General features: G+C 37.9%; 17 protein-coding genes. 12 read left to right on the forward strand and 5 right to left on the reverse strand.

The features are described 5' to 3' along the window. Together B045_RS15535 and B045_RS0110070 are read right to left on the reverse strand one after the other, a co-directional pair. Nucleotides 1-242: hypothetical protein (locus tag B045_RS15535; RefSeq protein ID WP_044067755.1), on the reverse strand; the 242-nt coding region annotated here is incomplete at its 3' end. A gap of 272 nt (nucleotides 243-514) precedes the next feature. Next, nucleotides 515-2,224 carry a Na/Pi cotransporter family protein gene (locus B045_RS0110070; RefSeq protein WP_025883451.1) on the reverse strand — a complete coding sequence of 570 codons (1,710 nt, stop codon included), beginning with the start codon at nucleotides 2,222-2,224 and terminating at the stop codon, nucleotides 515-517. A gap of 118 nt (nucleotides 2,225-2,342) precedes the next feature. On the opposite strand from B045_RS0110070, the gene B045_RS0110075 reads away from it, so the two are divergent. Further along, on the forward strand, nucleotides 2,343-4,004 hold the full coding sequence (locus tag B045_RS0110075; RefSeq protein WP_018464139.1) for a nucleoside kinase: 1,662 nt from the start codon (nucleotides 2,343-2,345) through the stop codon (nucleotides 4,002-4,004). 98 nt (nucleotides 4,005-4,102) lie between these two features. Here B045_RS0110075 and upp read toward each other — a convergent pair whose 3' ends face one another. Beyond that, nucleotides 4,103-4,762, reverse strand: a complete 660-nt coding sequence (upp, locus tag B045_RS0110080; RefSeq protein ID WP_018464140.1) for a uracil phosphoribosyltransferase — start codon at nucleotides 4,760-4,762, stop codon at nucleotides 4,103-4,105. A 237-nt stretch (nucleotides 4,763-4,999) separates the two neighbouring features. Between upp and pckA the strand changes: the two genes are divergently transcribed. The 9 genes from pckA (at nucleotide 5,000) to murI (ending at nucleotide 14,977) form a co-directional block, all read left to right on the forward strand. Beyond that, nucleotides 5,000-6,613 (forward strand): phosphoenolpyruvate carboxykinase (ATP), encoded by a 1,614-nt coding sequence (gene pckA, locus B045_RS0110085; RefSeq protein ID WP_018464141.1) that lies wholly within the window; start codon nucleotides 5,000-5,002, stop codon nucleotides 6,611-6,613. A gap of 317 nt (nucleotides 6,614-6,930) precedes the next feature. Further along, on the forward strand, nucleotides 6,931-8,331 hold the full coding sequence (locus B045_RS0110090; RefSeq protein WP_018464142.1) for a DUF6242 domain-containing protein: 1,401 nt from the start codon (nucleotides 6,931-6,933) through the stop codon (nucleotides 8,329-8,331). Between the two features lie 9 nt (nucleotides 8,332-8,340). Then, nucleotides 8,341-9,015, forward strand: coding sequence for a type IX secretion system protein PorG (gene porG, locus B045_RS0110095; protein ID WP_025883456.1), 675 nt, complete (start codon nucleotides 8,341-8,343; stop codon nucleotides 9,013-9,015). 9 nt (nucleotides 9,016-9,024) lie between these two features. Continuing rightward, nucleotides 9,025-9,786 carry an isoprenyl transferase gene (locus B045_RS0110100; protein WP_025883458.1) on the forward strand — a complete coding sequence of 254 codons (762 nt, stop codon included), beginning with the start codon at nucleotides 9,025-9,027 and terminating at the stop codon, nucleotides 9,784-9,786. 41 nt (nucleotides 9,787-9,827) lie between these two features. Beyond that, nucleotides 9,828-12,440, forward strand: coding sequence for a BamA/OMP85 family outer membrane protein (locus B045_RS0110105; protein ID WP_018464145.1), 2,613 nt, complete (start codon nucleotides 9,828-9,830; stop codon nucleotides 12,438-12,440). 18 nt (nucleotides 12,441-12,458) lie between these two features. Further along, complete coding sequence (locus B045_RS0110110) at nucleotides 12,459-12,971, forward strand: OmpH family outer membrane protein (RefSeq protein ID WP_025883459.1); 513 nt, start codon at nucleotides 12,459-12,461, stop codon at nucleotides 12,969-12,971. Between the two features lie 26 nt (nucleotides 12,972-12,997). Further along, nucleotides 12,998-13,498 (forward strand): OmpH family outer membrane protein, encoded by a 501-nt coding sequence (locus B045_RS0110115; RefSeq protein WP_025883462.1) that lies wholly within the window; start codon nucleotides 12,998-13,000, stop codon nucleotides 13,496-13,498. Between the two features lie 130 nt (nucleotides 13,499-13,628). Next, nucleotides 13,629-14,138, forward strand: a complete 510-nt coding sequence (locus B045_RS0110120) for an OmpH family outer membrane protein (RefSeq protein ID WP_018464148.1) — start codon at nucleotides 13,629-13,631, stop codon at nucleotides 14,136-14,138. A 2-nt stretch (nucleotides 14,139-14,140) separates the two neighbouring features. Beyond that, nucleotides 14,141-14,977 carry a glutamate racemase gene (murI, locus tag B045_RS0110125; RefSeq protein ID WP_373277742.1) on the forward strand — a complete coding sequence of 279 codons (837 nt, stop codon included), beginning with the start codon at nucleotides 14,141-14,143 and terminating at the stop codon, nucleotides 14,975-14,977. On the opposite strand, the gene B045_RS0110130 is transcribed toward murI, so the two are convergent. Together B045_RS0110130 and rbfA are read right to left on the reverse strand one after the other, a co-directional pair. Further along, nucleotides 14,969-16,198: an FtsX-like permease family protein gene (locus B045_RS0110130; RefSeq protein ID WP_018464150.1), complete on the reverse strand. Its 1,230-nt coding sequence runs from the start codon at nucleotides 16,196-16,198 to the stop codon at nucleotides 14,969-14,971. The two genes, murI and B045_RS0110130, sit on opposite strands and share 9 nt — an antisense overlap. 45 nt (nucleotides 16,199-16,243) lie before the next feature. After that, on the reverse strand, nucleotides 16,244-16,579 hold the full coding sequence (gene rbfA / locus B045_RS0110135; RefSeq protein WP_018464151.1) for a 30S ribosome-binding factor RbfA: 336 nt from the start codon (nucleotides 16,577-16,579) through the stop codon (nucleotides 16,244-16,246). 616 nt (nucleotides 16,580-17,195) lie between these two features. On the opposite strand from rbfA, the gene B045_RS0110140 reads away from it, so the two are divergent. Further along, nucleotides 17,196-20,018: a M16 family metallopeptidase gene (locus B045_RS0110140; RefSeq protein WP_018464152.1), complete on the forward strand. Its 2,823-nt coding sequence runs from the start codon at nucleotides 17,196-17,198 to the stop codon at nucleotides 20,016-20,018. Nucleotides 20,019-20,189: 171 nt separating this feature from the next. Beyond that, a complete protein-coding gene (metK, locus tag B045_RS0110145; RefSeq protein WP_018464153.1) occupies nucleotides 20,190-21,446 on the forward strand; it encodes a methionine adenosyltransferase in 1,257 nt (418 codons plus the stop codon). Nucleotides 21,447-21,481: the final 35 nt, after the last annotated feature.

Raw genomic sequence — 21,481 nt, forward strand, 5'->3', positions numbered from 1 at the left:
GATTCAACAACAGAAATGGCTTGATTTTCCATTTCATGTCTTTCTGAAGACAAAGATACACTCTTTTCTTGAGATTTGCGAATACGATAAAGCCATGTTCGCACATTACGCGGATTAATGAAGTACTTGTCTGATATCGCTTTTATTGACAAATTACTTGTCGAAATCTCATGCAGAATTGCTTCTCGAACACTTGCTTCACAGCGTTCATAAGGACGCCTTTTTCTAATTATATTATCCATAGTTTACATTTTAGTGTAAACCTTTTCTGCTATAAGACATTATAAACACAGGGCTAGTGACAAAGTGACATTAGTGACATTGAAAAAACTTTTTCTGGTAGCGTGTCTTTAGCTGGAATTGTTTTATCACCCCAAAAATTGACGTAGAACCAAAAAAGTTTTTTGTCAATTAATAATTTCGATGAAAATAAGTTTCTTGTGGTAAGCAAATAAAAATAACTCTATCAACAAAAATTGGTTCATTCGATTTTAGTCGAATGAACCAATTCTGATTATACGTAATGCTGACGAGTGTTCATGCGTGCTTCAACAACGTTTACTACATAATCGCCAAGCTTCTCACATTCCTGAATGATGTCCATATACATTGTTCCAATGGCATATGTATATTCATGAGAATTTACATCGTTGATGTTTTGTGTCTTCAGTTGATTGCGGAAATTATTGATTTCATTCTCAATATTGAAAGAGCGGTTTACGTCAATGTTTTCCTTGTTGTGAGTAAACATATAGTTCATATGTTCTAGGGCACTTTCTGTTAGTTCAAACATCTCATGAATGTGTTCATATTGTTTAGGAGTGAAATCTTCTTTGCCTGTTACACGACGATTTATAGTACGTGCAATGTTATAGCAACTATCTCCGATACTTTCAATCTCGCTTATCTCGCGTAGCATGGCACGAATCTTAGCCTTGGTCTCATCACTTAAATGTGCATCGCTTACCTGATCAAGGTATTTAGCGATTTCTATTTCCATGTTATCGCTGATGCCTTCGTATTTTTCAATACGACTGAAAATCTTAAGCAAATTCTTTTCGTCTTTTTCTTTTAAAAGATCGCGCACCATACCAAACATCCTTTGTATACGTTCTGAAAAACTGCATATCTCTTTTTGAGCTTCAAGTACACTTAGCTCTGCAGTTTTCATGATACCTGTCTGGATAAATCTCAGGCGGAAGTCATCTTCATCATTTTGCTTTTTAGGTCTTATAACTTTGCATACAATCTTTTCCATTTGAGGTATGAAACCTACAAGAACCAATGTGTTTGCTACATTGAATGTAGTGTGGAAAGCGGCTAGTACGAAACTTAACTTAGCGGTATTTCCAAGAAAATTTGGATCGGCTTTTGTTATAGTCTCGTCATATCCTACAAAGCCGCAAACCATATCTATAAACGGTTTGAAGATGCAAAGTACCCATACCACACCAAACATATTGAAGAACATGTGAGCAAAAGCGGCTCGTCTTGCCTGCGTGTTTGCCGTTAGTGCAGCGAGATTCGATGTTACGGTCGTTCCTACATTCTCGCCCATCACAAGTGCTATACCTTGATATATCGGTAACACCCCATTTGAGCAAAGAATCATTGTTATTGCCATTATGGCTGCCGAACTCTGCACGCACATTGTGAGTACACTTCCTATTAATAGGAATACCAATGTAGTAGTGAAACTATTTGGATCGAATGATGCAAAGAAAGCCAATACTGGTTGGTTGTGAGCCAAGTCCATATCAATACCGGTTTGTCTTAGAGTTCCCAAACCAAGGAACATAAATGATACTCCGAATATGAAGTCGCCAAGTATCTTACGCTTTTTTGAGTAGATTAGTAGTATAGCAATAAAGAAAGCGGGCCATACAAAATCTGTGATGTTGAATGAGAATCCTGCACTCATTATCCATGCAGTCAAAGTGGTTCCTATGTTTGCACCCATAATTACCGATATTGCCTGTGCGAGGGTTAGAAGTCCTGCGTTAACAAATGACACTGTCATTACTGTTGTTGCGGTAGAGCTCTGTACTGCGGCGGTAATGAATGTGCCGGTAAGGATTCCTGTGAAGCGGTTAGTGGTCATTGCTCCTAATACGTGACGAAGTTGGGGACCAGCCATCTTCTGTAAACTGTCGCTCATAGACTTCATTCCGAACATGAGAAGTGCGAGCGAACCAATAAGTTTAAAAAATATCCAAATCGACATAATTTATTTAATTTGTAATGTCTAAATTTTGTGGAGATGCAAAACTTTTATACCTTTGGAGAAAAGATGTTATAACAGTTAAGTTAACATTATTATTATATATATTAAATGCCAAGCTATGAAACAAGTAATACAAATCCGTTGCAAAAATAATAAAAAAACTCAAGACGTGGTAATAGGAAGCACACTTTCTGATGTTTTTTCTCAATTTAATATTGATATGCCATTCGGTCCCATATGTGCAAAAGTGAATAATAAAGTTGAAGGAATGCACTACAGAATATATCATAGTAAGGATGTAGAATTCCTTGATATGTATTCAGCGTCAGCTTCCCGTAATTATACGCGTACATTATTTTTCGTATTGTGCAAGGCTGTTCATGATATTTATCCCAAGAGTCGTGTAGTAATAGATATTCCTGTATCTAATGGGTATTATGTAAATCTGCAACTCGGACATACTGTAGGCCTTGAAGATGTTGATAACATAAGGGAACGGATGCAGAAAATTATCAGTGAGCATATGCCGGTTACAAGGCATGAAGTGCCAAGTGAGCAGGCGATAAAAATGTTTCGTGACCGTGGTGATGCGGCTAAGGTAAAGCTTCTCGAAAGCAGCGGTAGATTATATACGACATATTATCAGATTGGCAACTATGTTGACTTTTATTACGGTTCACTTCTCACTAATACTAGAAAATTGTATCTGTTTGGATTGGAAAAGTATTATGATGGACTTTTGTTACGTATTCCGTCCTTGAAAGATCCTTCTGCGTTACCTGAAATGACACGACAAGATAAAATGTTTGAAATATTCAAGGAACACCATAGATGGCAAGATATTATGGGTGTAAGAACCGTTGGGGATTTTAATGAGTCGGTGACAAATGGATATGCTACAGGACTAATTAATGTAAGCGAGGCTTTGCAGGAAAAAAAGATTGCTATGATAGCCGATGAAATAGCAAATCGCAAGGGAGTGAAGTTGGTGTTGCTTGCTGGACCATCATCTTCAGGAAAGACAACTACTTGCAAACGATTGTCAATACAATTACTTGCAAATGGAATAAAACCATTGCAAATAAGTCTGGATGACTATTTCGTGGACCGTGAACATACACCAAAGGATGATAATGGAGAATTTGATTATGAAAGTATATATGCACTGAATCTAAATCTTATCAATGAACAGTTTAATGATTTGTTCAGAGGTGAGGAAGTTGAATTGCCTAAATATAATTTTCAATCAGGGACAAGCGAGAAAAGTGGTAAGAAATTGAAAATGAGCGAGCATAACGTGTTAGTAGTTGAAGGAATACATGCACTTAATCCAGAACTGACATCACAAATACCTGAAGAACAGATATTTCGTGTTTACGCATCTGCCCTTACCACAATATTGCTTGATGATCATAACTATATACCTACAACTGATAATCGCTTGCTAAGGCGTATTGTAAGAGATTTTAAATATCGTGGAGTTACAGCTAAGGAAACTATCCATAGATGGCCTTCGGTAAGGGCTGGCGAAAATAAATGGATATTCCCATATCAGGAAAATGCTGATGCGGTTTTTAATACTGCTATGTTGTTTGAACTTGCAGTGCTCAAAACACAGGCAGAACCTTTGTTGGAGCAGGTTCCTGAAAATTGTGATGAATATAGTGAAGCTTACCGACTTTTGAAGTTTCTTAAATATTTTCAGCCGATTAGTAACAGGGACATTCCGCCAACATCTTTGTTGAGAGAATTTCTTGGTGGAAGCTCGTTTAAATATTAATTTACAAAAAGCGTGCTTTTTCTTTTGATAATCAATCAGCTAAGTTTTTAAAACATGCTGATACTTAAAAGATTAAGCACGCTTTGTAATCGTAATTTTTATAATTTATCTCCGTAACATAAATCACCAGCATCACCGAATCCTGGTACGATATATTTATGTTCATTCATTCCTGGATCAATGGCAGCGCACCAAATAGTGGTCTTGTCTTCTGGGAAAGTATTTTTTATATGTTCAATACCTTCTGGGGTTGCAATGACACAACATACGTGAATCTGTTTAGGAGTACCTTTAGTAACAAAAGCCTTATAACCAAGTTCCATACTTCCACCGGTTGCCAACATTGGGTCGGCGATGATGAGAATTTTCTCGTCAATGCTAGGTGTTGCAAGATACTCAATGTGTATGTCAACCTCATGATGTTCTTGATCTTTGTATTCGCGGTATGCACTTACAAATGCATTGCCGGCATGATCAAAAATATTAAGGAACCCATTATGAAATGGGAGTCCTGCACGGAAAATTGTTGCAAGTACAATTTTATCTGTTGGTACATTAATTTTAGCTATGCCTAATGGAGTGGCAACTTCCTTTTCGCTGTATTCTAATGTCTTTGAGAGTTCAAAAGCCTCGAATTCGCCGATACGTATAATGTTGTTTCTAAACAGTAATCTGTTTTTCTGATAATCAACATCCCGTATTTCAGCCAGATATTGGTTGATGATGCTGTTCTGCTCTGAGAAATTTACTATTTTCATAGGTCGTTTTATAATAATTTGTGCAAAGTTAGACAATTCTATTTATTTTGCAAAGTCTATTTTGCAAATGTCTTTTCAATCATGTTTTTTTTTAATTCTTTAACCTAAAAGTTTTTGTGTTATATGTTTTTTGATGGTGTAAAGTTTGTAATTCGATACAAATTCGTTATCTTTGCGGTCGAATTTTAAGGTAAAGCTAAGGATATAAATTTTTCACAACTTAAATACATTTGAATAATGGCAAAGTTTGACAAGTCTGTACTTGCTAAGTACGGTATCACAGGTACTACAGAAGTACTTTACAATCCTTCATTTGAAGTATTGTTCAACGAAGAGACAAAAGAAGGTCTCGAAGGTTTCGAGGTAGGTCAGGAAACAGAGCTAGGCGCTGTTAACGTTATGACCGGTGTCTATACAGGTCGTTCACCTAAAGATAAGTTTATCGTTGACGATGAGAATTCTCATGACACTGTATGGTGGGATTCTGATGAGTTCCATAATGATAACCACCGCACATCTAAGGAAACTTGGGGTGCAGTAAAGGAAATCGCAAAAAAAGAACTTTCAAATAAGAAGCTTTTTGTTGTTGATGGTTTCTGTGGTACACACAAGGACACACGTATGAAGGTTCGCTTCATCGTTGAGGTTGCTTGGCAGGCTCATTTCGTAACAAACATGTTCATCCGTCCTCAGAGCGAGGCTGACTTTGAGCAGGAGCCTGATTTCATCGTTTACAATGCTTCTAAGGCAAAGGTTACTAACTATAAGGAACTTGGTCTTAATTCAGAGACAGCTGTTGTATTCAACGTTACTTCTAAAGAGCAGGTTATCGTAAACACATGGTACGGTGGTGAAATGAAGAAGGGTATGTTCTCAATGATGAACTACTTCCTCCCACTTAAGGGTATGGCTTCTATGCACTGTTCTGCTAATACAGATATGAGCGGTGAGAATACAGCTATCTTCTTCGGCCTTTCTGGTACAGGTAAGACTACATTGTCAACAGATCCTAAGCGTAAGCTTATCGGTGATGACGAGCACGGATGGGATGATAAGGGTGTGTTCAACTTCGAAGGTGGTTGCTACGCTAAGGTTATCAACCTTGACAAGGAATCAGAACCTGATATTTACAAAGCAATCCGTCGCGATGCTCTTCTTGAGAACGTAACTGTAGCTAAGGATGGTACAATTGACTTCAATGATAAGAAGGTTACAGAGAATACTCGTGTATCTTATCCTATCTACCACATCAAGAATATTCAGCGTCCTGTTTCTCAGGGTCCAGCTGCAAAGCAGGTTATCTTCCTTTCAGCAGATGCATTCGGAGTTNTTCCTCCAGTGTCTATCCTGAACGCAGAGCAGACAAAATATTACTTCCTTTCTGGTTTCACAGCTAAACTTGCAGGTACAGAGCGTGGTATCACTGAGCCAACTCCTACATTCTCTGCTTGTTTCGGTCAGGCTTTCCTTGAGNTTCACCCAACAAAGTATGCTGATGAGCTAGTTAAGAAGATGGAGAAGAGCGGTGCTAAGGCATACCTCGTAAACACAGGTTGGAATGGTACAGGTAAGCGTATCTCTATCCGTGACACACGTGNTATCATCGATGCAATCCTTGATCACTCTATCGATGCAGCTGACACAAAGATAATCCCATTCTTCGATTTCGTAGTTCCTACAAAGTTGAATGGTGTTGACACTAACATCCTTGACCCACGTAATACTTACTCAGACGCTAGTCAGTGGGACGTTAAGGCTAAGGATCTTGCAGCCCGTTTCATCAAGAACTTCAAGAAATATGAAGGCAATGAAGCAGGTAAGGCTCTTGTAGCTGCTGGTCCAAAGCTATAATCTTTGAAGATTAAAACTTTATATATTAAGCTCGCTTTCTTTGGGAAGCGAGCTTTTTTATTTTTTCCACCTTTTAACTAATATAATATTCTATCAATTAGTTTGCTAAAAAGCATTGACCGAATGATTTAATCACTGTTTGCCGCTTTAAAGTAATAGTTTTAAGTAAAACAAACTTAAAAAACGTTCTTATAATCATTATTTTACATAATAAAGGATAGAATTATTGCCCTATTTGCAGAATTCTGATTAAATTTGCAGACAAAAACTTGCGGGAACGTATTTTCTCGTGGCATTTAATAATATAATAGAGTGTAATGAAGAGGAAGTTATTATCCTTGGCAGCGCTGCTTTCAGCCATATTTGTTTTTACATCTTGTTTAAACAGTGATAATGAAGTAACAACTTATTATGGCGATACCGCTATAACAAGTTTTTCTGTTGGTACGCTTAAATATTATGAGCATACTACATCATCAACCGGTAAGGACAGCGTTTACCAGACCACTCTTAGTTGTAGTGGGTATAAGTTTTACATAGACCAGGCTAAACGTGAGATATACAACCCTGATTCATTGCCATATGGTATTGATGGTAAAAAGGTGTTGTGTGCGGTTTCGTCAAAAAACAGTGGAAGTATTGTTATAAAGAGCACGAATAGTGACAGTTTGGCTTATTATTCAAGTACTGATTCCTTAGATTTCAGAACTCCACGTGAATTCCGTGTCTATAATCAGGAAGGTACAGCTTATCGTGCATACACAGTCCATGTAAATATTCATAAAGAGGTAGCTGACTCTTTCCGTTGGGATGCTACTTCTGCGGTGAATGATGACATAGCAAATCTTTCAGCAATGAAAGGTGTTGCTCTGAATAGTCAGATATTCCTTATGGGAAACAATGGTGGGGTTGTAAAACTTTTCACAACTTCGCAGAACAATGTTGCAGGGTGGAGTGAACTTACTCCTAATGTAGCACTGACAACTGATGCTTATAAAAGCCTTATTGTAAAAGACGATTATATATACACTTACAATAATGGGAGTGTAATAAGAAGTAAGGATGGGAAATCTTGGGAAACAGTAAGTAATGAACCGCTTACTAGGCTCGTGGGAAGCACATCAACCAATTTATATGCATTAAGTGAAAGTGGAATAAAGAGTTCTGCAGATAACGGTGCAACTTGGACTCTTGATAGAGTTGATGATGCTCTGACTTTGCTTCCAACTGACAACGTTAATATGTTTAGTTTCGCTTCTATTGTTAATGATAATACTAATAACCTTGTCCTTGTAGGAAATCGTGACGCATCTTATACTACTGATGCTTATGCGATGGTATGGGGAAAGGTAGAGGAAAATGCGGCTGGAAGTGAAAATCAGCCTTGGACGAATTACAATATAACAGAAGATAACAAATATCCAGCTCCACGTCTTACTAATCTCCAGACTGTAAAATACGGAGACGCAATAATGGCATTTGGTGGAAGTGGACTTGGTGCAAGTACAGAGAAAGCCTTCTCTAAATTCTATATGAGTTATGATAAAGGCATAACTTGGCAGAAAGACTCGTTGATGTCGGTGCCAACTGGATTTAAATGTGCTGCTGCTTCTTTTTCTCTTGTTGCCGATAACAATAGTTGTATCTGGGTTATATGTGGAGGAAGTGGACAGGTCTGGAAAGGACACATAAATCAGGTGGCCTGGAAAGAAGAATAGTTTGAAAAAATGCGAAAGGTCGTTTTGATGATAATGCTGATTATCTCTGCCGCTTCAATGAGTGCGCAGAAAGATTACGACTATCGTATGGAAATCGGAGGCGGCTTGGGACTGACTGGATATCTTGGTGATTTTAATGGTAATATCACTAAAGATTTGAAGCCAATGTTCACCGTAGTGCTAAGACGCAACATAGACCATTATATGGCATTGAAGTTGGCTACGTCATATGGAAAGCTGAAAGGCAGTTCAGCAGAGGCAAATACATTTTATACTGAATATGCTGATGGCAAATATAATTTCAATAATTCTATTGCTGACGTGAATCTCAGCTATGAGTATAATTTCTGGCCTTACGGTACAGGATACGACTATCGCGGTGCGCAGCGTTTTACGCCATTCATAAGTGGTGGTATCGGTGTCACATATTGTGATTGCTCGAGTAATGTTTTTACTGCTAATATTCCACTTGGTGTGGGCCTTAAATACAAAATAGGTGAAAGACTAAATGCAGGACTTGAATGGGCTATGCATTTTTCGTTAAGTGATAAGCTCGATGGAGTTAAAGATCCCTATGGCATAAGTAGTTCTGGTTTGTTTAAGAATACTGACTGCTACTCATCACTGCTTTTAACAATCACTTATAGTTTCATGCCAAAGTGTACAACATGTAATAAAGAGTAGACTATATATATGAATAAATCATTGGATATGACACGAATACCAGAGCATATTGCCATTATTATGGATGGTAATGGACGCTGGGCTGCCGAAAAGAATAAGCCGAGAAGCTTTGGTCATCAGGCTGGTGTTGATGCCGTTAGAAGAATAACATCTGAATGTGTTCGCCTTGGTGTTAAATATCTCACCCTATATACATTCTCTACGGAAAACTGGAACCGACCAGCTGATGAGATAAGCGCACTAATGGGACTTGTACTAAGTTCTCTTGAAGATGAAATATTCATGAAAAACAATGTGCGTTTCAGAGTTATTGGTGATATAAAAAGACTGCCACAACAAGTGCAGGATAAGTTGGGTGAAACCATGGAGCATACAATCAACAATAATGCAATGACGATGGTTGTTGCTCTGAGCTATTCAAGTCGTTGGGAGATAACAAAGGCTGTACATGATATAGTTAATGAAGCTGCTGATAAATTTGTTTCAGGACAACTAGATGAAAGTGCTGTTGAAAAAATGATTACTGAGGAAACAATAAGTAAGCATCTTGAAACAAACTTTATGCCTGACCCGGATTTGCTGATACGTACCGGTGGTGAATTGAGAATAAGCAATTATATGTTATGGCAGATCGCCTATTCTGAACTCTATTTCTGCGATACATATTGGCCAGACTTTGGTAAAAATGATTTGCAGGAAGCAATTTTAAGTTATCAGAATCGTCAAAGAAGATTTGGCAAAACTGAGGAGCAAGTTGAAGCAGATAAGTAAATTACAGATAATAATAGTAAAGATTCGAAACATCTTTTAGAATGAATAATATAAAGAAGGCAATTATACTGACAGTGGGTCTTACCCTTGGACTGTATGCACAAGCACAGGACAAAATCCTAAACCCTGATATTTCTTATGCAGGTACACCGCGTACTTGTACTATTGGTGGTATCAATATCTCTGGTGTTGAGGGCTATGAAGACTATATGCTTACTGGAATTTCTGGTTTGCAGGTAGGACAGGAGATAGAGATTCCTGGATCTGAGATTACAAATGCTGTAAAGCGTTATTGGCGTCACGGTCTATTCTCTGATGTTCAAATCTCAGCAGATTCCATTGTCGGTAGAAAGGTATATCTACACATTGCATTGAAGACTCGTCCTCGAGTTTCGACTATCAACTACGAAGGATTGAAAAAGAGTGAACGTGAAGATATGGAGCAGAAGCTCGGTCTGCTTAAAGGTTCACAGATTACGCCTAATATGATTGATAGAGCAAAGATTCTTGCGAAGAAATACTTTGATGATAAAGGCTTTAAAAATGCAGAGATTGTTATTAATCAGCATGATGATGTTGCCAATAAAAACGAAGTTATTCTTGATGTTATCGTAGATAAGAAGCAGAAGATGAAGGTTCGTACGATTACTATTGATGGCAACAAGGAACTTGCTGACAGTAGGATAAAGGGTGGATTATTTAAAAAAGGTGCTTTTGCTAAGACTCATGAGGCGGGTAAGTTAAGCAGTTTCCTTAAGGCTAAAAAATACACACCTGAGAGATGGGAAACTGATAAGAAAAAGCTTATAGAAAAATATAATGAACTTGGTTATCGTGATGCTACAATATTAAAAGACAGCGTTTGGAATAATGATCCAAAGCATGTTAATATATATATAAAGTTAGATGAGGGACAGAAATATTACCTTCGTAACATCACATGGGTTGGTAATACGGTATATACGACAGACTATCTGAATAATATCTTCGGTATGAAGAAGAATGATGTTTATAATCAGAAACTTCTCCATAAACGTTTGAATGAAGATGATGATGCGGCTGCTAACTTGTATTACAATAATGGTTATGTGTTCTCAAGCATTACTCCTACGGAGGTGAACATTGTAGGTGATTCAATAGATCTTGAACTACGTGTTATTGAAGGGCCTCAGGCATATCTTAGTCATGTCCGTATCAATGGTAACGACCGTCTTTACGAGAATGTTGTTCGTCGTGAGTTGCGTACGAAACCTGGTGACCTTTTCTCAAAGGAAGCCTTAATGCGTTCTGTACGTGAGTTGGCATCAATGGGACATTTCGATCCTGAAAAAATCAATCCTGATGTTAAACCTTCTCCTGAGGACGGAACTGTAGATGTAAACTATAATCTTGAGCAGAAGAGTAATGACCAAGTAGAGTTCTCTCTCGGTTGGGGACAGACTGGTGTTATAGGTCGTATAGGTTTGAAGCTTAACAACTTCTCTATGGCAAACCTATTTAATAAGAATAAGGAACATCGTGGTATAATGCCAATTGGTGATGGTGAGGTTTTAAGCCTCGGTGCACAGACCAATGGTACATACTATCAGAGTTATAATGCTAGCTACTCAACTAACTGGTTTGGTGGGAAACGCCCTAACCAATTTAGTGTGAGTGCATATTTCAGTAAGCAGACTGACGTTTCTAGTACATATTATAATAGTTCTTACATGAACAACTATTATAGTTCTATGTATGGTTATGGAAACTACAACTACAATAATTACGAGAACTATTACGACCCTGATAAATACGTAAAACTTTATGGTGTCAGTTTAGGATGGGGTAAGCGCCTCCGTTGGCCTGATGATTATTTTACTTTGTCAGCGCAGTTGTCTTATCAGCGTTACGATTTGAAAAACTGGAGCTATTTCCTGATGACGAATGGTTCTGCAAACAACCTCAATATTAATTTGACTTTAAGTCGTACATCAACTGATAACCAACTCTATCCACGTAAGGGTTCTGAATTTAGCGCAAGTGTAACGCTTACTCCACCATGGAGTGCCTGGGATCACAAGGATTATAAGAATCTTGCAAATAATCCATATTCTGCGACCTACTCTGCCGAACAACAGGAAAAGTACAGATGGGTTGAATATCATAAGTGGAAGTTCAAAGCAAAGACATATACAGCACTTAGTGGAGGACAGAAATGTTTCGTTCTCATGACACGTGTTGAAATGGGATTGCTCGGAAGTTACAATAAATATAAGAAGTCTCCATTTGAAACATACTATGTCGGTGGTGACGGTATGAGCGGATATTCTACAGGTTATGCTGAAGAGACTATCGGACTCCGTGGTTATGAGAATGGTTCACTTGCATATAATGGTTATGCTTACGACCGTTTCACATTGGAACTTCGCTATCCGTTCATGTTAGGCAACACAACTATCTACGGTCTTGGATTTGTTGAAGCTGGTAACGCATGGAGTGATACTAAATACTTCAATCCATTTGACATGAAACGTAGTGCTGGTCTTGGTGTGAGAATCTATTTGCCAATGGTCGGCTTGATGGGTATTGACTGGGCTTATGGTTTTGATAAAGATAATGTCAATGGAACAAAGGGTGGAAGTCAGTTCCACTTTATCTTAGGACAGGAATTCTAACATATAAAAAAATAAAGTATGAAAAAAACAGTATTGATGTTTGTTATGCTCTTATCGGCAATGACAATGAGCGCACAAAAGTTTGCTCTCCTTGATATGGAATACATACTTAAGAATATACCGGCTTACGAACGTGCAAACGAACAGCTGGATCAAGTGAGCAAGAAATGGCAGGCTGAAGTTGAAACTTTGAATACTGAAGCCAGCACGATGTATAAAAACTATCAGAATGAAATAGCTTTTCTTTCTCAGGAACAAAAGAAGGCAAAGCAGGAGCAGATAATGGCTAAAGAAAAATCAGCTGCAGAACTTAAGAAAAAGTATTTCGGTCCTGAAGGTGAATTGTTCAAGAAGCGTGAAAGCCTTATATCTCCAATTCAGGATGATATCTATAATGCAGTAAAAGAAATTTCTGATATGCGTGGATATAGTTTAGTTCTTGACCGTTCAAGCGATCAAGGAATTATATTCGGAAGTCCTCGTATAGATATATCTAACGATGTACTTCAGAAATTAGGATATGCTAAATAATTAATATAAATATAAATTTAGAACACATGAAAAAAATTATTTTAATGTTGATGTTGTTCGCTCCTCTAGCTACATTCGCTCAGAAGTTCGGACATCTTAATGCTCAGGAAGTAATGTCTCAGATGCCTGAATTCATTAAGGCTCGTGGTGAGATGGAAGCAACCGCAAAGCAGTATGAGAATGATCTTAAGGCTATGCAGGATGAACTGACTCGTAAGAGCCAGGAGTATGATAAGACAAAGTCTACTATGAATGCTACAAAGCAGCAAGAGACCGAAACTGACCTTCAGACAATGTATCAGAAGATTCAGCAGACATACCAAGACAACCAGCAGGCTCTTCAGAAGACTCAGCAGGAAAAGATGCAGCCTATTACTACCAAACTTGTTAATGCTATTAAGGCTGTAGGCAAACTTGGTGGATATGTTTACATCATGGATGTAAGTGCAGGTATCCCATATATCAGCGATACTCTTAGTAAGGATGTTACAGCAGATGTTAAGACACAACTTAACAAATTGAAGTAATTTTCATACTCCGATATGAATAGAGTAGGGACGGAATGATATTCCGTCCCTACTTTCTCATAAAGGTAATCATATATTTTTTGTACAATTTCAATAATTAAGATAAGTAATACTTAATATTTGTTCAATTATGAAAAAGCTATTCTTGTTTCTTGCTTTCGCTGCATGTACCTTTGCAGCCAGTGCACAAGCTCCTTTAAAATTCGGCTATTTTAGCTTTGAGAATGCAATGAAGCAGATGCCTGATTATGCATTAGTGCAGCACAATATTAATGATTTGCAAGCTAAATACGATGCAGAGACCAAGCGTGTAGAAGAAGAGTTCAATAAAAAATATGAGCAGTTTCTTGACGGTCAGCGTGATTTTGCACCTACAATATTGCAGAAGCGTCAAGCTGAGCTTCAAGACATGATGGAAAAGAATGTTGCTTTCAAGCAAGAGGCTGCCCGCCTGTTAGCACAAGCACAACAAGAGGCCTATGATTCTTTAAAGGTAAAACTACGTCTTGCAGTAAAGGTAATTGGTGACCAGCGTGGATATGCTTTTATATTGAATACAGATAATGATGCAGTTCCATACGTAAATAATGCTACGGGAGAAGACATCACTGACATAGTTAAAGCGGTTATAAATAAATGACAATGTCGTTTCCTAAGGATCCAGGACCTATTGGAGTCTTTGACTCTGGCTATGGTGGCTTGACAATACTTCATGGTATTCGTCAGATGCTACCTCAGTATGATTATCTCTATCTAGGAGATAATGCACGAGCACCTTATGGTGATCGTTCTTTTGATGTCGTATATCAATTTACACGACAGGCTGTTATTAAGATGTTTGAAATGGGTTGTCATCTTGTTATACTAGGATGCAACACGGCTTCAGCTAAGGCTTTGAGGAGCATACAGACGCGTGATCTCCCGGAATTGGATCCATCACGTAGAGTGCTAGGAGTAATAAGACCTACTGCAGAAGTTATTGGTACGCTCACAAAAAATAATCACGTTGGACTTCTTGCTACAGAAGGAACTGTGAAAAGTCATAGCTATGATTTGGAAATAAAGAAGTTATGGCCTGATATTCAGGTAAGTGGAGTCGCTTGCCCGTTCTGGGTACCATTGGTTGAGTATAACGAGGCTGATAGTCCAGGTGCTGACTATTTTGTTAAGAAACGTATTGATGAGCTTATGCGAAAGGATAATGATATTGATGCTATAATATTAGGCTGCACTCACTATCCTATCCTTATGCCAAAGATCATTAAGTATGTTAAGCCTGGAGTAAGGATTATCCCACAGGGAGAATATGTTGCAGGCAGTCTTAAGAGCTATCTTGAACGTCATAATGATATAGAGAAACAAATAACAACTCAAGGTTCTTGTAGATATTATACCACAGAGAACCCTGATAAATTTAAGGAAAGTGCACAAGTATTCCTCCATGAGGAGGTTCTTGTGAATCATGTGGATTTAGAATAACAATCGCTTGCTGAGGTATCTTACGGGATACCACACAGCAAGCCAACCAACAGCAAGTACTGTTACAAATATTATGGCGATATCACCATAGTGAACACTTACTGGATATGCATTAACGACAAAGTTGCCACTGCTGTCACCAAGAGAAACTATCCCATATTGCTGTTGAATAAAGCACATTAATAATCCAAAACCAATACCAATAATAGCACCGATTGTCGAAATCATACGACCTTCAAACAAAAATATCTGTGATATCTGCTTATCTGTGGCTCCAAGATTTCTTAATGTGTTAACATCGTTTTTCTTCTCGATAATAAGCATAGATAGAGAACCGATGATATTAAAACATGCTACAACAAGTATGAAAGTAAGGAATATGTATGCAATGATTTTCTCTATCTGCATAATCTTGAATGTATCAGCTTGCTGTTCAAAGCGGTCCATGACCTTGTATTTGCTACCAGCTAAGTCTTGCATCTCCTTCTTTACATTATCAAGGTTGCTGCCGTCTTTTAATCTTATTTCAAGAGAAGACAACATACCTTGCTGCCCGAAGATGTTGCGTGCGAACGCAATAGGAGCTATAATATAATTTTTATCGTATTTGCTTTGGTTTACTGCAAAAACTACTCCAGGAGATAATAATGAGTCTACAACAAATGCTGATTGTGGGTTTGACATGTCAAGTTGCCCCTCTCGTTGTGGAGCGTATATGCGCATATAATCGCCAAATCTTGCACCTGTACCTAGAGTCGTGGCAAGTCTTATACCCATGATTCCATATTGCAGTTCGCCAGCATGCAGACTATAGTGCCCATCTCCGTAAAGAATATCCGTGATATGTGTAAGCTGATCAAAGTTGTCATCAACACCTTTCACCGTTACCATAGCCTGTTTGTTGTTGTATATAGCCAATGCCTGATCTTCTACGCTTTCTGTAGCTACATCCACTTCAGGTAAATGCCTGATTTTTGTAAGAATTGGATCGTCTGCAGGAGCTGTCTTACCTTTTGTAGGAACAACCTCTATCTGTGGGTCGAAGTTAGTGAAGAATGTTGCTACCAAATCATGGAAACCATTGAAAACGCTCAATACTATTACCAATGCGGTAGTCGCTACAGCGACTCCTATTACCGATATAATCGATATAACGTTGATAACGTTTGTGCTCTTCTTCGAGAAGATATATCTTTTAGCTATATAATATGGAAAGTTCATAATTGTGCCTACCCATGTTAAACAGGGTCGGATATTTGAAATAATCTATTTTTTCAGAAGTTCGTCGATATGTTCGATATAATCCAAACTATCATCAATAAAGAATCTAAGTTCTGGAATTATTCTAAGTTGATTGTGTACTCTTTGTCCAAGATTGAATCGAATAGCCTTTTCGCTTTTTGTGATGTTGGCTATAAGTTCCTCGCCTTTATCACTTGGGAATATACTAAGATATGCTGTGCAAATGCTTAAATCAGGACTTATTCTTACACGTGTGACACTCACCATTATGCCGTGCATCATACGAGTTTGTTCCTGAAAAATTGTCGCCAGTTCTTTTTGCAGTAGGCGAGATATGCGGTTTTGTCTTGTTTCTTGCATTGTTTATATTTTATTTAGTGCAAAGATAGTGCAAACGAGTGGAAAAGCAAAGAAAAATTATATTTTTCTTTGCTTTACAGAGTGTAGCTCATCTTCAATGTAAGTTATAGTAACTAGCTAAGGTAATACAAAACAAAAAAGTCTCTATGTATTTCGAGAGATGCTGTTTGTAATAAATAGTATATAATTATAAGAACTTAGATAAGTGATTGTCCACTATTGTGATTCATAAGTATATCTGTTGATGAGTATTCTTTTACAGGCTTAACTGTGGAAAATAAAATGTCCTAAAACTTTTGTTTTTCCGTAATCGTAAATGTAATAAAAATCTTTTGTGTATTTAATAGACTCAAGTCCCATAAGGATATTGGAAGCTGTTGCTAATTAGAGTAATTTATTTTATTACAGATTCAAATACACTAATTGATTTAGGAGAATATTCCTTTTTGAGACTTTACTTAATCATCCTATATTTATGAACTAAAAAACGTTAGATAATGTATCCATAATTTTATGGAAAAGGTAAAAATTATTGCAAATGTTTTGTATTTTTACAAAGTTTCTCTATCTTTGCATAATATAATCCTAAGATTTTTATAAACTAAAACTTTTATACATGAGACTTAAAAATTTACTGGTAGCAGCGTTGCTTTTGCTGGCAGGTGTAGCTCAGGCACAACCACAGATGACTGTCCCTATTGACAAGGACGTGCGTATCGGAAAGTTGGCTAATGGATTGACTTATTATATCCGTCACAACAACTGGCCTGAAAATCGTGCGAACTTCTATATTGCACAAAAAGTTGGTTCAATTCAGGAGGATGAGACACAGCGTGGGCTTGCCCATTTCCTTGAGCACATGGCTTTCAATGGTTCTGATAACTTTAAAGGAAACTCTCTTATTGAGTGGTGCCGTGCTAATGGTATAGAATTTGGCGGTGACCTTAATGCCTATACAAGTATTGACCAGACAGTTTACAATATAGACAATGTTCCTACACAGCGTGCAGGAGCTATTGACACTTGCTTGCTGATTCTTCGTGATTGGTCTACTGGTCTTACTCTAGATAAGGAAGAAATAGAAAAAGAACGTGGCGTTATTCATGAGGAATGGCGTTTGCGCACAAGTGCTTCAAGTCGAATGTTTGAACGTAATCTTCCAAAGTTATATCCTGGAAGTAAGTATGGTGTGCGTTACCCTATCGGATTGATGAGCGTTGTTGATAACTTTAAACCAAAGGAGTTGCGAGACTATTACGTAAAGTGGTATCATCCATCTCATCAGGGGCTTATCGTTGTTGGTAATGTTGATGTTGATAAGGTAGAGGCTCAGATAAAGAAGCTTTTCGCAAATATACAGAATCCAAAGAACGAGGCTCCTATAATTGATGAGCAAGTTCCTGATAATGCACAGCCGATAGTTGTCATTGATAAGGATAAAGAACAAAGATCTTCTGAAGTAGAACTTATGTTCAAGCATAACGTGTTCCCTGATTCTTTGAAGAACAATGTTTCTTATTTGGTATACCAATATGTGAACGGTGCTCTATCAAGTATGCTTAATAATCGTTTTACTGAGGCTGCCCAGAAAGCAGACTGCCCCTATGTAATGGCATCTGCCGGAGATGGTGATTATATTTTTGCAAAGACAAAGGATGCTTTTGATCTAAGTGTGTCTCCAAAGGATATGAACGTTGCCGCAGATGCATTGAAAGCTGCTTTGGTAGAATTGCGTCGTGCAGCTGAATTTGGTTTCACTCCTTCTGAATATAGCCGTTTTCAAGCTGACTATATGAGTGCTCTTGATAAGTCTTACAGCAATAAGGATAAGCGTTATAATTCTCAATTCTATCGCGAGTGTCTTGGGCATTTCCTTACCAACGAACCAATGACTGGTATTGAATATTCATATCAGACAATGAAGCAGATTGTTCCAATGATTCCTCTTGAGGCTATCAATGCACAGATCAAGGAACTTGTTTCAAAGAATGATTCTAATATGGTTATCATTAACTTTAACAATGAGAAGGAAGGTAATGTATATCCTACAGAATCACAACTTCTTGATGCAGTTAAGTCTGCACGTGCAGAGAATATTACAGCTTATGTGGATAACGTGAAGAACGAGCCTTTGATTAAAGAACTTCCAAAGGCTGGTAAGATAAAGAAGGAAACGAAGAGTGATAAATTTGATTATACAACTCTTGAACTTTCAAATGGCGTAAAGGTTATCTTGAAGAAGACTGATTATAAGAAAGATCAAGTCATTCTGTCTGGTACTGGTGGCGCTGGTTCTTCTTTATATGGAATGGCTGATTTTGTTAATACAAAGGTATTCAATAATGTTATTGGTATAAGCGGACTTGGTGATTTCTCAAGTACTGAACTTCAGAAGGCAATGGCAGGAAAGATAGCCAATGCAAACTTGAAGATGAGCGATAGAAAGATGAGTGTTGACGGTAACTCAACACCAAAGGATATAGAGACCATGCTTCAGATGGTGTATCTATATTTTACAAATATAAAGAAAGACAATGATTCATACAATAACCTTATGCAGCAGTATGAGGTAGGTCTCAAAAATCGTGAATTGTCTCCAGATATAGCTTTTAGTGACTCTCTTACAGCAGCATTGTATAACCATAACCCAAAAACAGCTCCTCTGTTGCTTAAGGATTTAAAGGACGTAAACTATGATCGCATCCTGCAGATGGCAAAAGATCGTACTGCAAGTGCAAAGGGTTGGGAGTTTACTATAATCGGTAATTTTGACGATGCTGCAATACGTCCACTTATCTGTAAGTATCTTGGATCTTTACCATCAAAGGATAATAATGCTGCTTCAAAGCGTGACCTCATCCCACAAAAGGGACAGATTGAAAATACATTCTATCGTAAGATGGAAACTCCAAAAGCAAACTGCTACATGGTTTGGCATAATATGAACCTTCCATACACCTTAGAGAAGTCTATACAGGTTGATATGATAGGACAGGTTCTTTCAATGGAGTATCTAAAGCAAATCCGTGAAGAAGCCAGTGCCGCATATTCTTGCGGAGCTTATGGAGGTGCAAGTGCTGCTGATGATGGATTCAAAATCTATCAGATTGTCGGTGTGTGTCCTATGAAACCAGAGAAGAGAGACATCGCATTGAAGATTATGACCGATGAGGCAAATAAGCTCGCAACAACATGTGACGCGGAAATGCTTAATAAGGTTAAGGCTTTGATGTTGAAGCAGATAGACGACCGTGCAAAAACAAATGGATTTTGGGACGGAGTAATCTATGAATATGATAAGCTGGGTGTTGATACATATTCTGACTACAAAAAACTTGTAGAAGCACAGACCCCACAGAGTGTATCTGCGTTCATGAAGGAATTCCTTGGAACTGGCAGCAAGATTACAGTTGTCATGCTTCCTGAAGGAACAAAGTAAAAACAATAAACAGTCTTTTATATACGTGGGTGTACGGATAAAGTTTCGTACACCCATTTTTTTGTTGTAGAAATATAAAAGGAGTGGTTTTTCTTTGATATTCAGCGAAATAACTGTAACTTTGCAGCCTAAAAGTTTTTAATGTATATTTAAAAGAAAGGATTAAGATATATGCCTTATTTATTTTCTTCAGAATCAGTTTCAGAAGGACATCCTGATAAAGTTTCAGATCAGATATCAGATGCCTTGCTTGATCAGTTCCTTGCGTATGATGAGAATTCTCATTGTGCCATAGAGACATTCTGTACTACCGGACAAGTAATTATAATGGGTGAAGTGCGCTCAAAAGAATACATTGACTTGCAGACTATTGCGCGCAACACTATAAAAAATATCGGATATACAAAGGCCGAGTATCAGTTTGATGGTGATTCTTGTGGTATTCTTACCGCTATTCACGAGCAGAGTGATGATATTAATCGTGGTGTAAGCCGTGCTGATGAGGAAAATCAAGGAGCTGGTGACCAAGGTATGATGTTTGGATATGCTTCAAATGAAACCGAGGATTATATGCCTGTTTCCCTATATTTGTCTCATCTTCTTATGAGTACGCTTGCCGAAATACGTAAGGAAGGCAACGTGATGACATATTTGCGTCCAGACTCAAAGAGTCAGGTTACGATCAAATACAGTGATGAGAATGTGCCTTTGGCTATTGATACAATTGTTGTGAGTACACAGCATGACCAGTTCGATGACGATGACGATGCAATGCTTGCCAAAATCAAGGAAGATGTGATAAATATTCTCATTCCACGAGTAAAGGCAAAACTTGGCGACAAGGTGCTTGCTTTGTTCAATGATGATATTAAGTATTTCGTTAACCCTACGGGAAAGTTCGTTATTGGTGGCCCTCATGGTGATACAGGACTTACAGGTCGTAAGATAATTGTAGATACTTATGGTGGTAAGGGTGCTCATGGTGGTGGCGCTTTTTCAGGAAAAGATCCTTCCAAGGTAGACCGTTCTGCAGCTTATGCAGCACGATATATAGCAAAGAACATGGTCGCAGCAGGCGTTGCTGATGAAATGTTGGTGCAGTTGGCTTATGCAATAGGTGTAGCACAACCTGTAAGTATTTATGTTGATACATACGGTCGCAGCAATGTTAAGATGTCTGATGGTGAGATTGCTGAGAAGATCAAACAGATGTTTGACCTTCGACCAAAGGCAATAGAGCGCATATTGAAATTGCGCCAGCCTATTTATCTTGAAACTGCCGCTTATGGTCACATGGGAAGAAAGAACCAAACAGTGACAAAAACGTTCACTAGTAGATACCATGAGACAAAAATGATCCAAGTGGAATTATTCACATGGGAAAAGTTAGACCGTGTGGATGAAATTAAGAAAGCGTTTGATATTTAATTAAAACCATAAAGAGGGGACGGGAAAATTTCAGA

This window comes from Segatella paludivivens DSM 17968 = JCM 13650, assembly GCF_000373185.1.
Taxonomy (GTDB): Bacteria; Bacteroidota; Bacteroidia; order Bacteroidales; family Bacteroidaceae; genus Prevotella; species Prevotella paludivivens.

What these genes read in the sequence shown, in the direction of transcription:
- B045_RS0110130 (WP_018464150.1), bottom strand. Translation starts at nt 16,198, where the DNA reads ATGAACTTTCCATATTATATAGCTAAAAGATATATCTTCTCGAAGAAG.
- B045_RS0110100 (WP_025883458.1), top strand. Translation starts at nt 9,025, where the DNA reads ATGAATAAATCATTGGATATGACACGAATACCAGAGCATATTGCCATT.
- B045_RS0110120 (WP_018464148.1), top strand. Translation starts at nt 13,629, where the DNA reads ATGAAAAAGCTATTCTTGTTTCTTGCTTTCGCTGCATGTACCTTTGCA.
- metK (WP_018464153.1), top strand. Translation starts at nt 20,190, where the DNA reads ATGCCTTATTTATTTTCTTCAGAATCAGTTTCAGAAGGACATCCTGAT.
- B045_RS0110105 (WP_018464145.1), top strand. Translation starts at nt 9,828, where the DNA reads ATGAATAATATAAAGAAGGCAATTATACTGACAGTGGGTCTTACCCTT.
- rbfA (WP_018464151.1), bottom strand. Translation starts at nt 16,579, where the DNA reads ATGCAAGAAACAAGACAAAACCGCATATCTCGCCTACTGCAAAAAGAA.
- B045_RS0110115 (WP_025883462.1), top strand. Translation starts at nt 12,998, where the DNA reads ATGAAAAAAATTATTTTAATGTTGATGTTGTTCGCTCCTCTAGCTACA.
- upp (WP_018464140.1), bottom strand. Translation starts at nt 4,762, where the DNA reads ATGAAAATAGTAAATTTCTCAGAGCAGAACAGCATCATCAACCAATAT.
- B045_RS0110090 (WP_018464142.1), top strand. Translation starts at nt 6,931, where the DNA reads ATGAAGAGGAAGTTATTATCCTTGGCAGCGCTGCTTTCAGCCATATTT.
- B045_RS0110070 (WP_025883451.1), bottom strand. Translation starts at nt 2,224, where the DNA reads ATGTCGATTTGGATATTTTTTAAACTTATTGGTTCGCTCGCACTTCTC.
- porG (WP_025883456.1), top strand. Translation starts at nt 8,341, where the DNA reads ATGCGAAAGGTCGTTTTGATGATAATGCTGATTATCTCTGCCGCTTCA.
- murI (WP_373277742.1), top strand. Translation starts at nt 14,141, where the DNA reads ATGTCGTTTCCTAAGGATCCAGGACCTATTGGAGTCTTTGACTCTGGC.
- B045_RS0110075 (WP_018464139.1), top strand. Translation starts at nt 2,343, where the DNA reads ATGAAACAAGTAATACAAATCCGTTGCAAAAATAATAAAAAAACTCAA.
- B045_RS0110140 (WP_018464152.1), top strand. Translation starts at nt 17,196, where the DNA reads ATGAGACTTAAAAATTTACTGGTAGCAGCGTTGCTTTTGCTGGCAGGT.
- B045_RS0110110 (WP_025883459.1), top strand. Translation starts at nt 12,459, where the DNA reads ATGAAAAAAACAGTATTGATGTTTGTTATGCTCTTATCGGCAATGACA.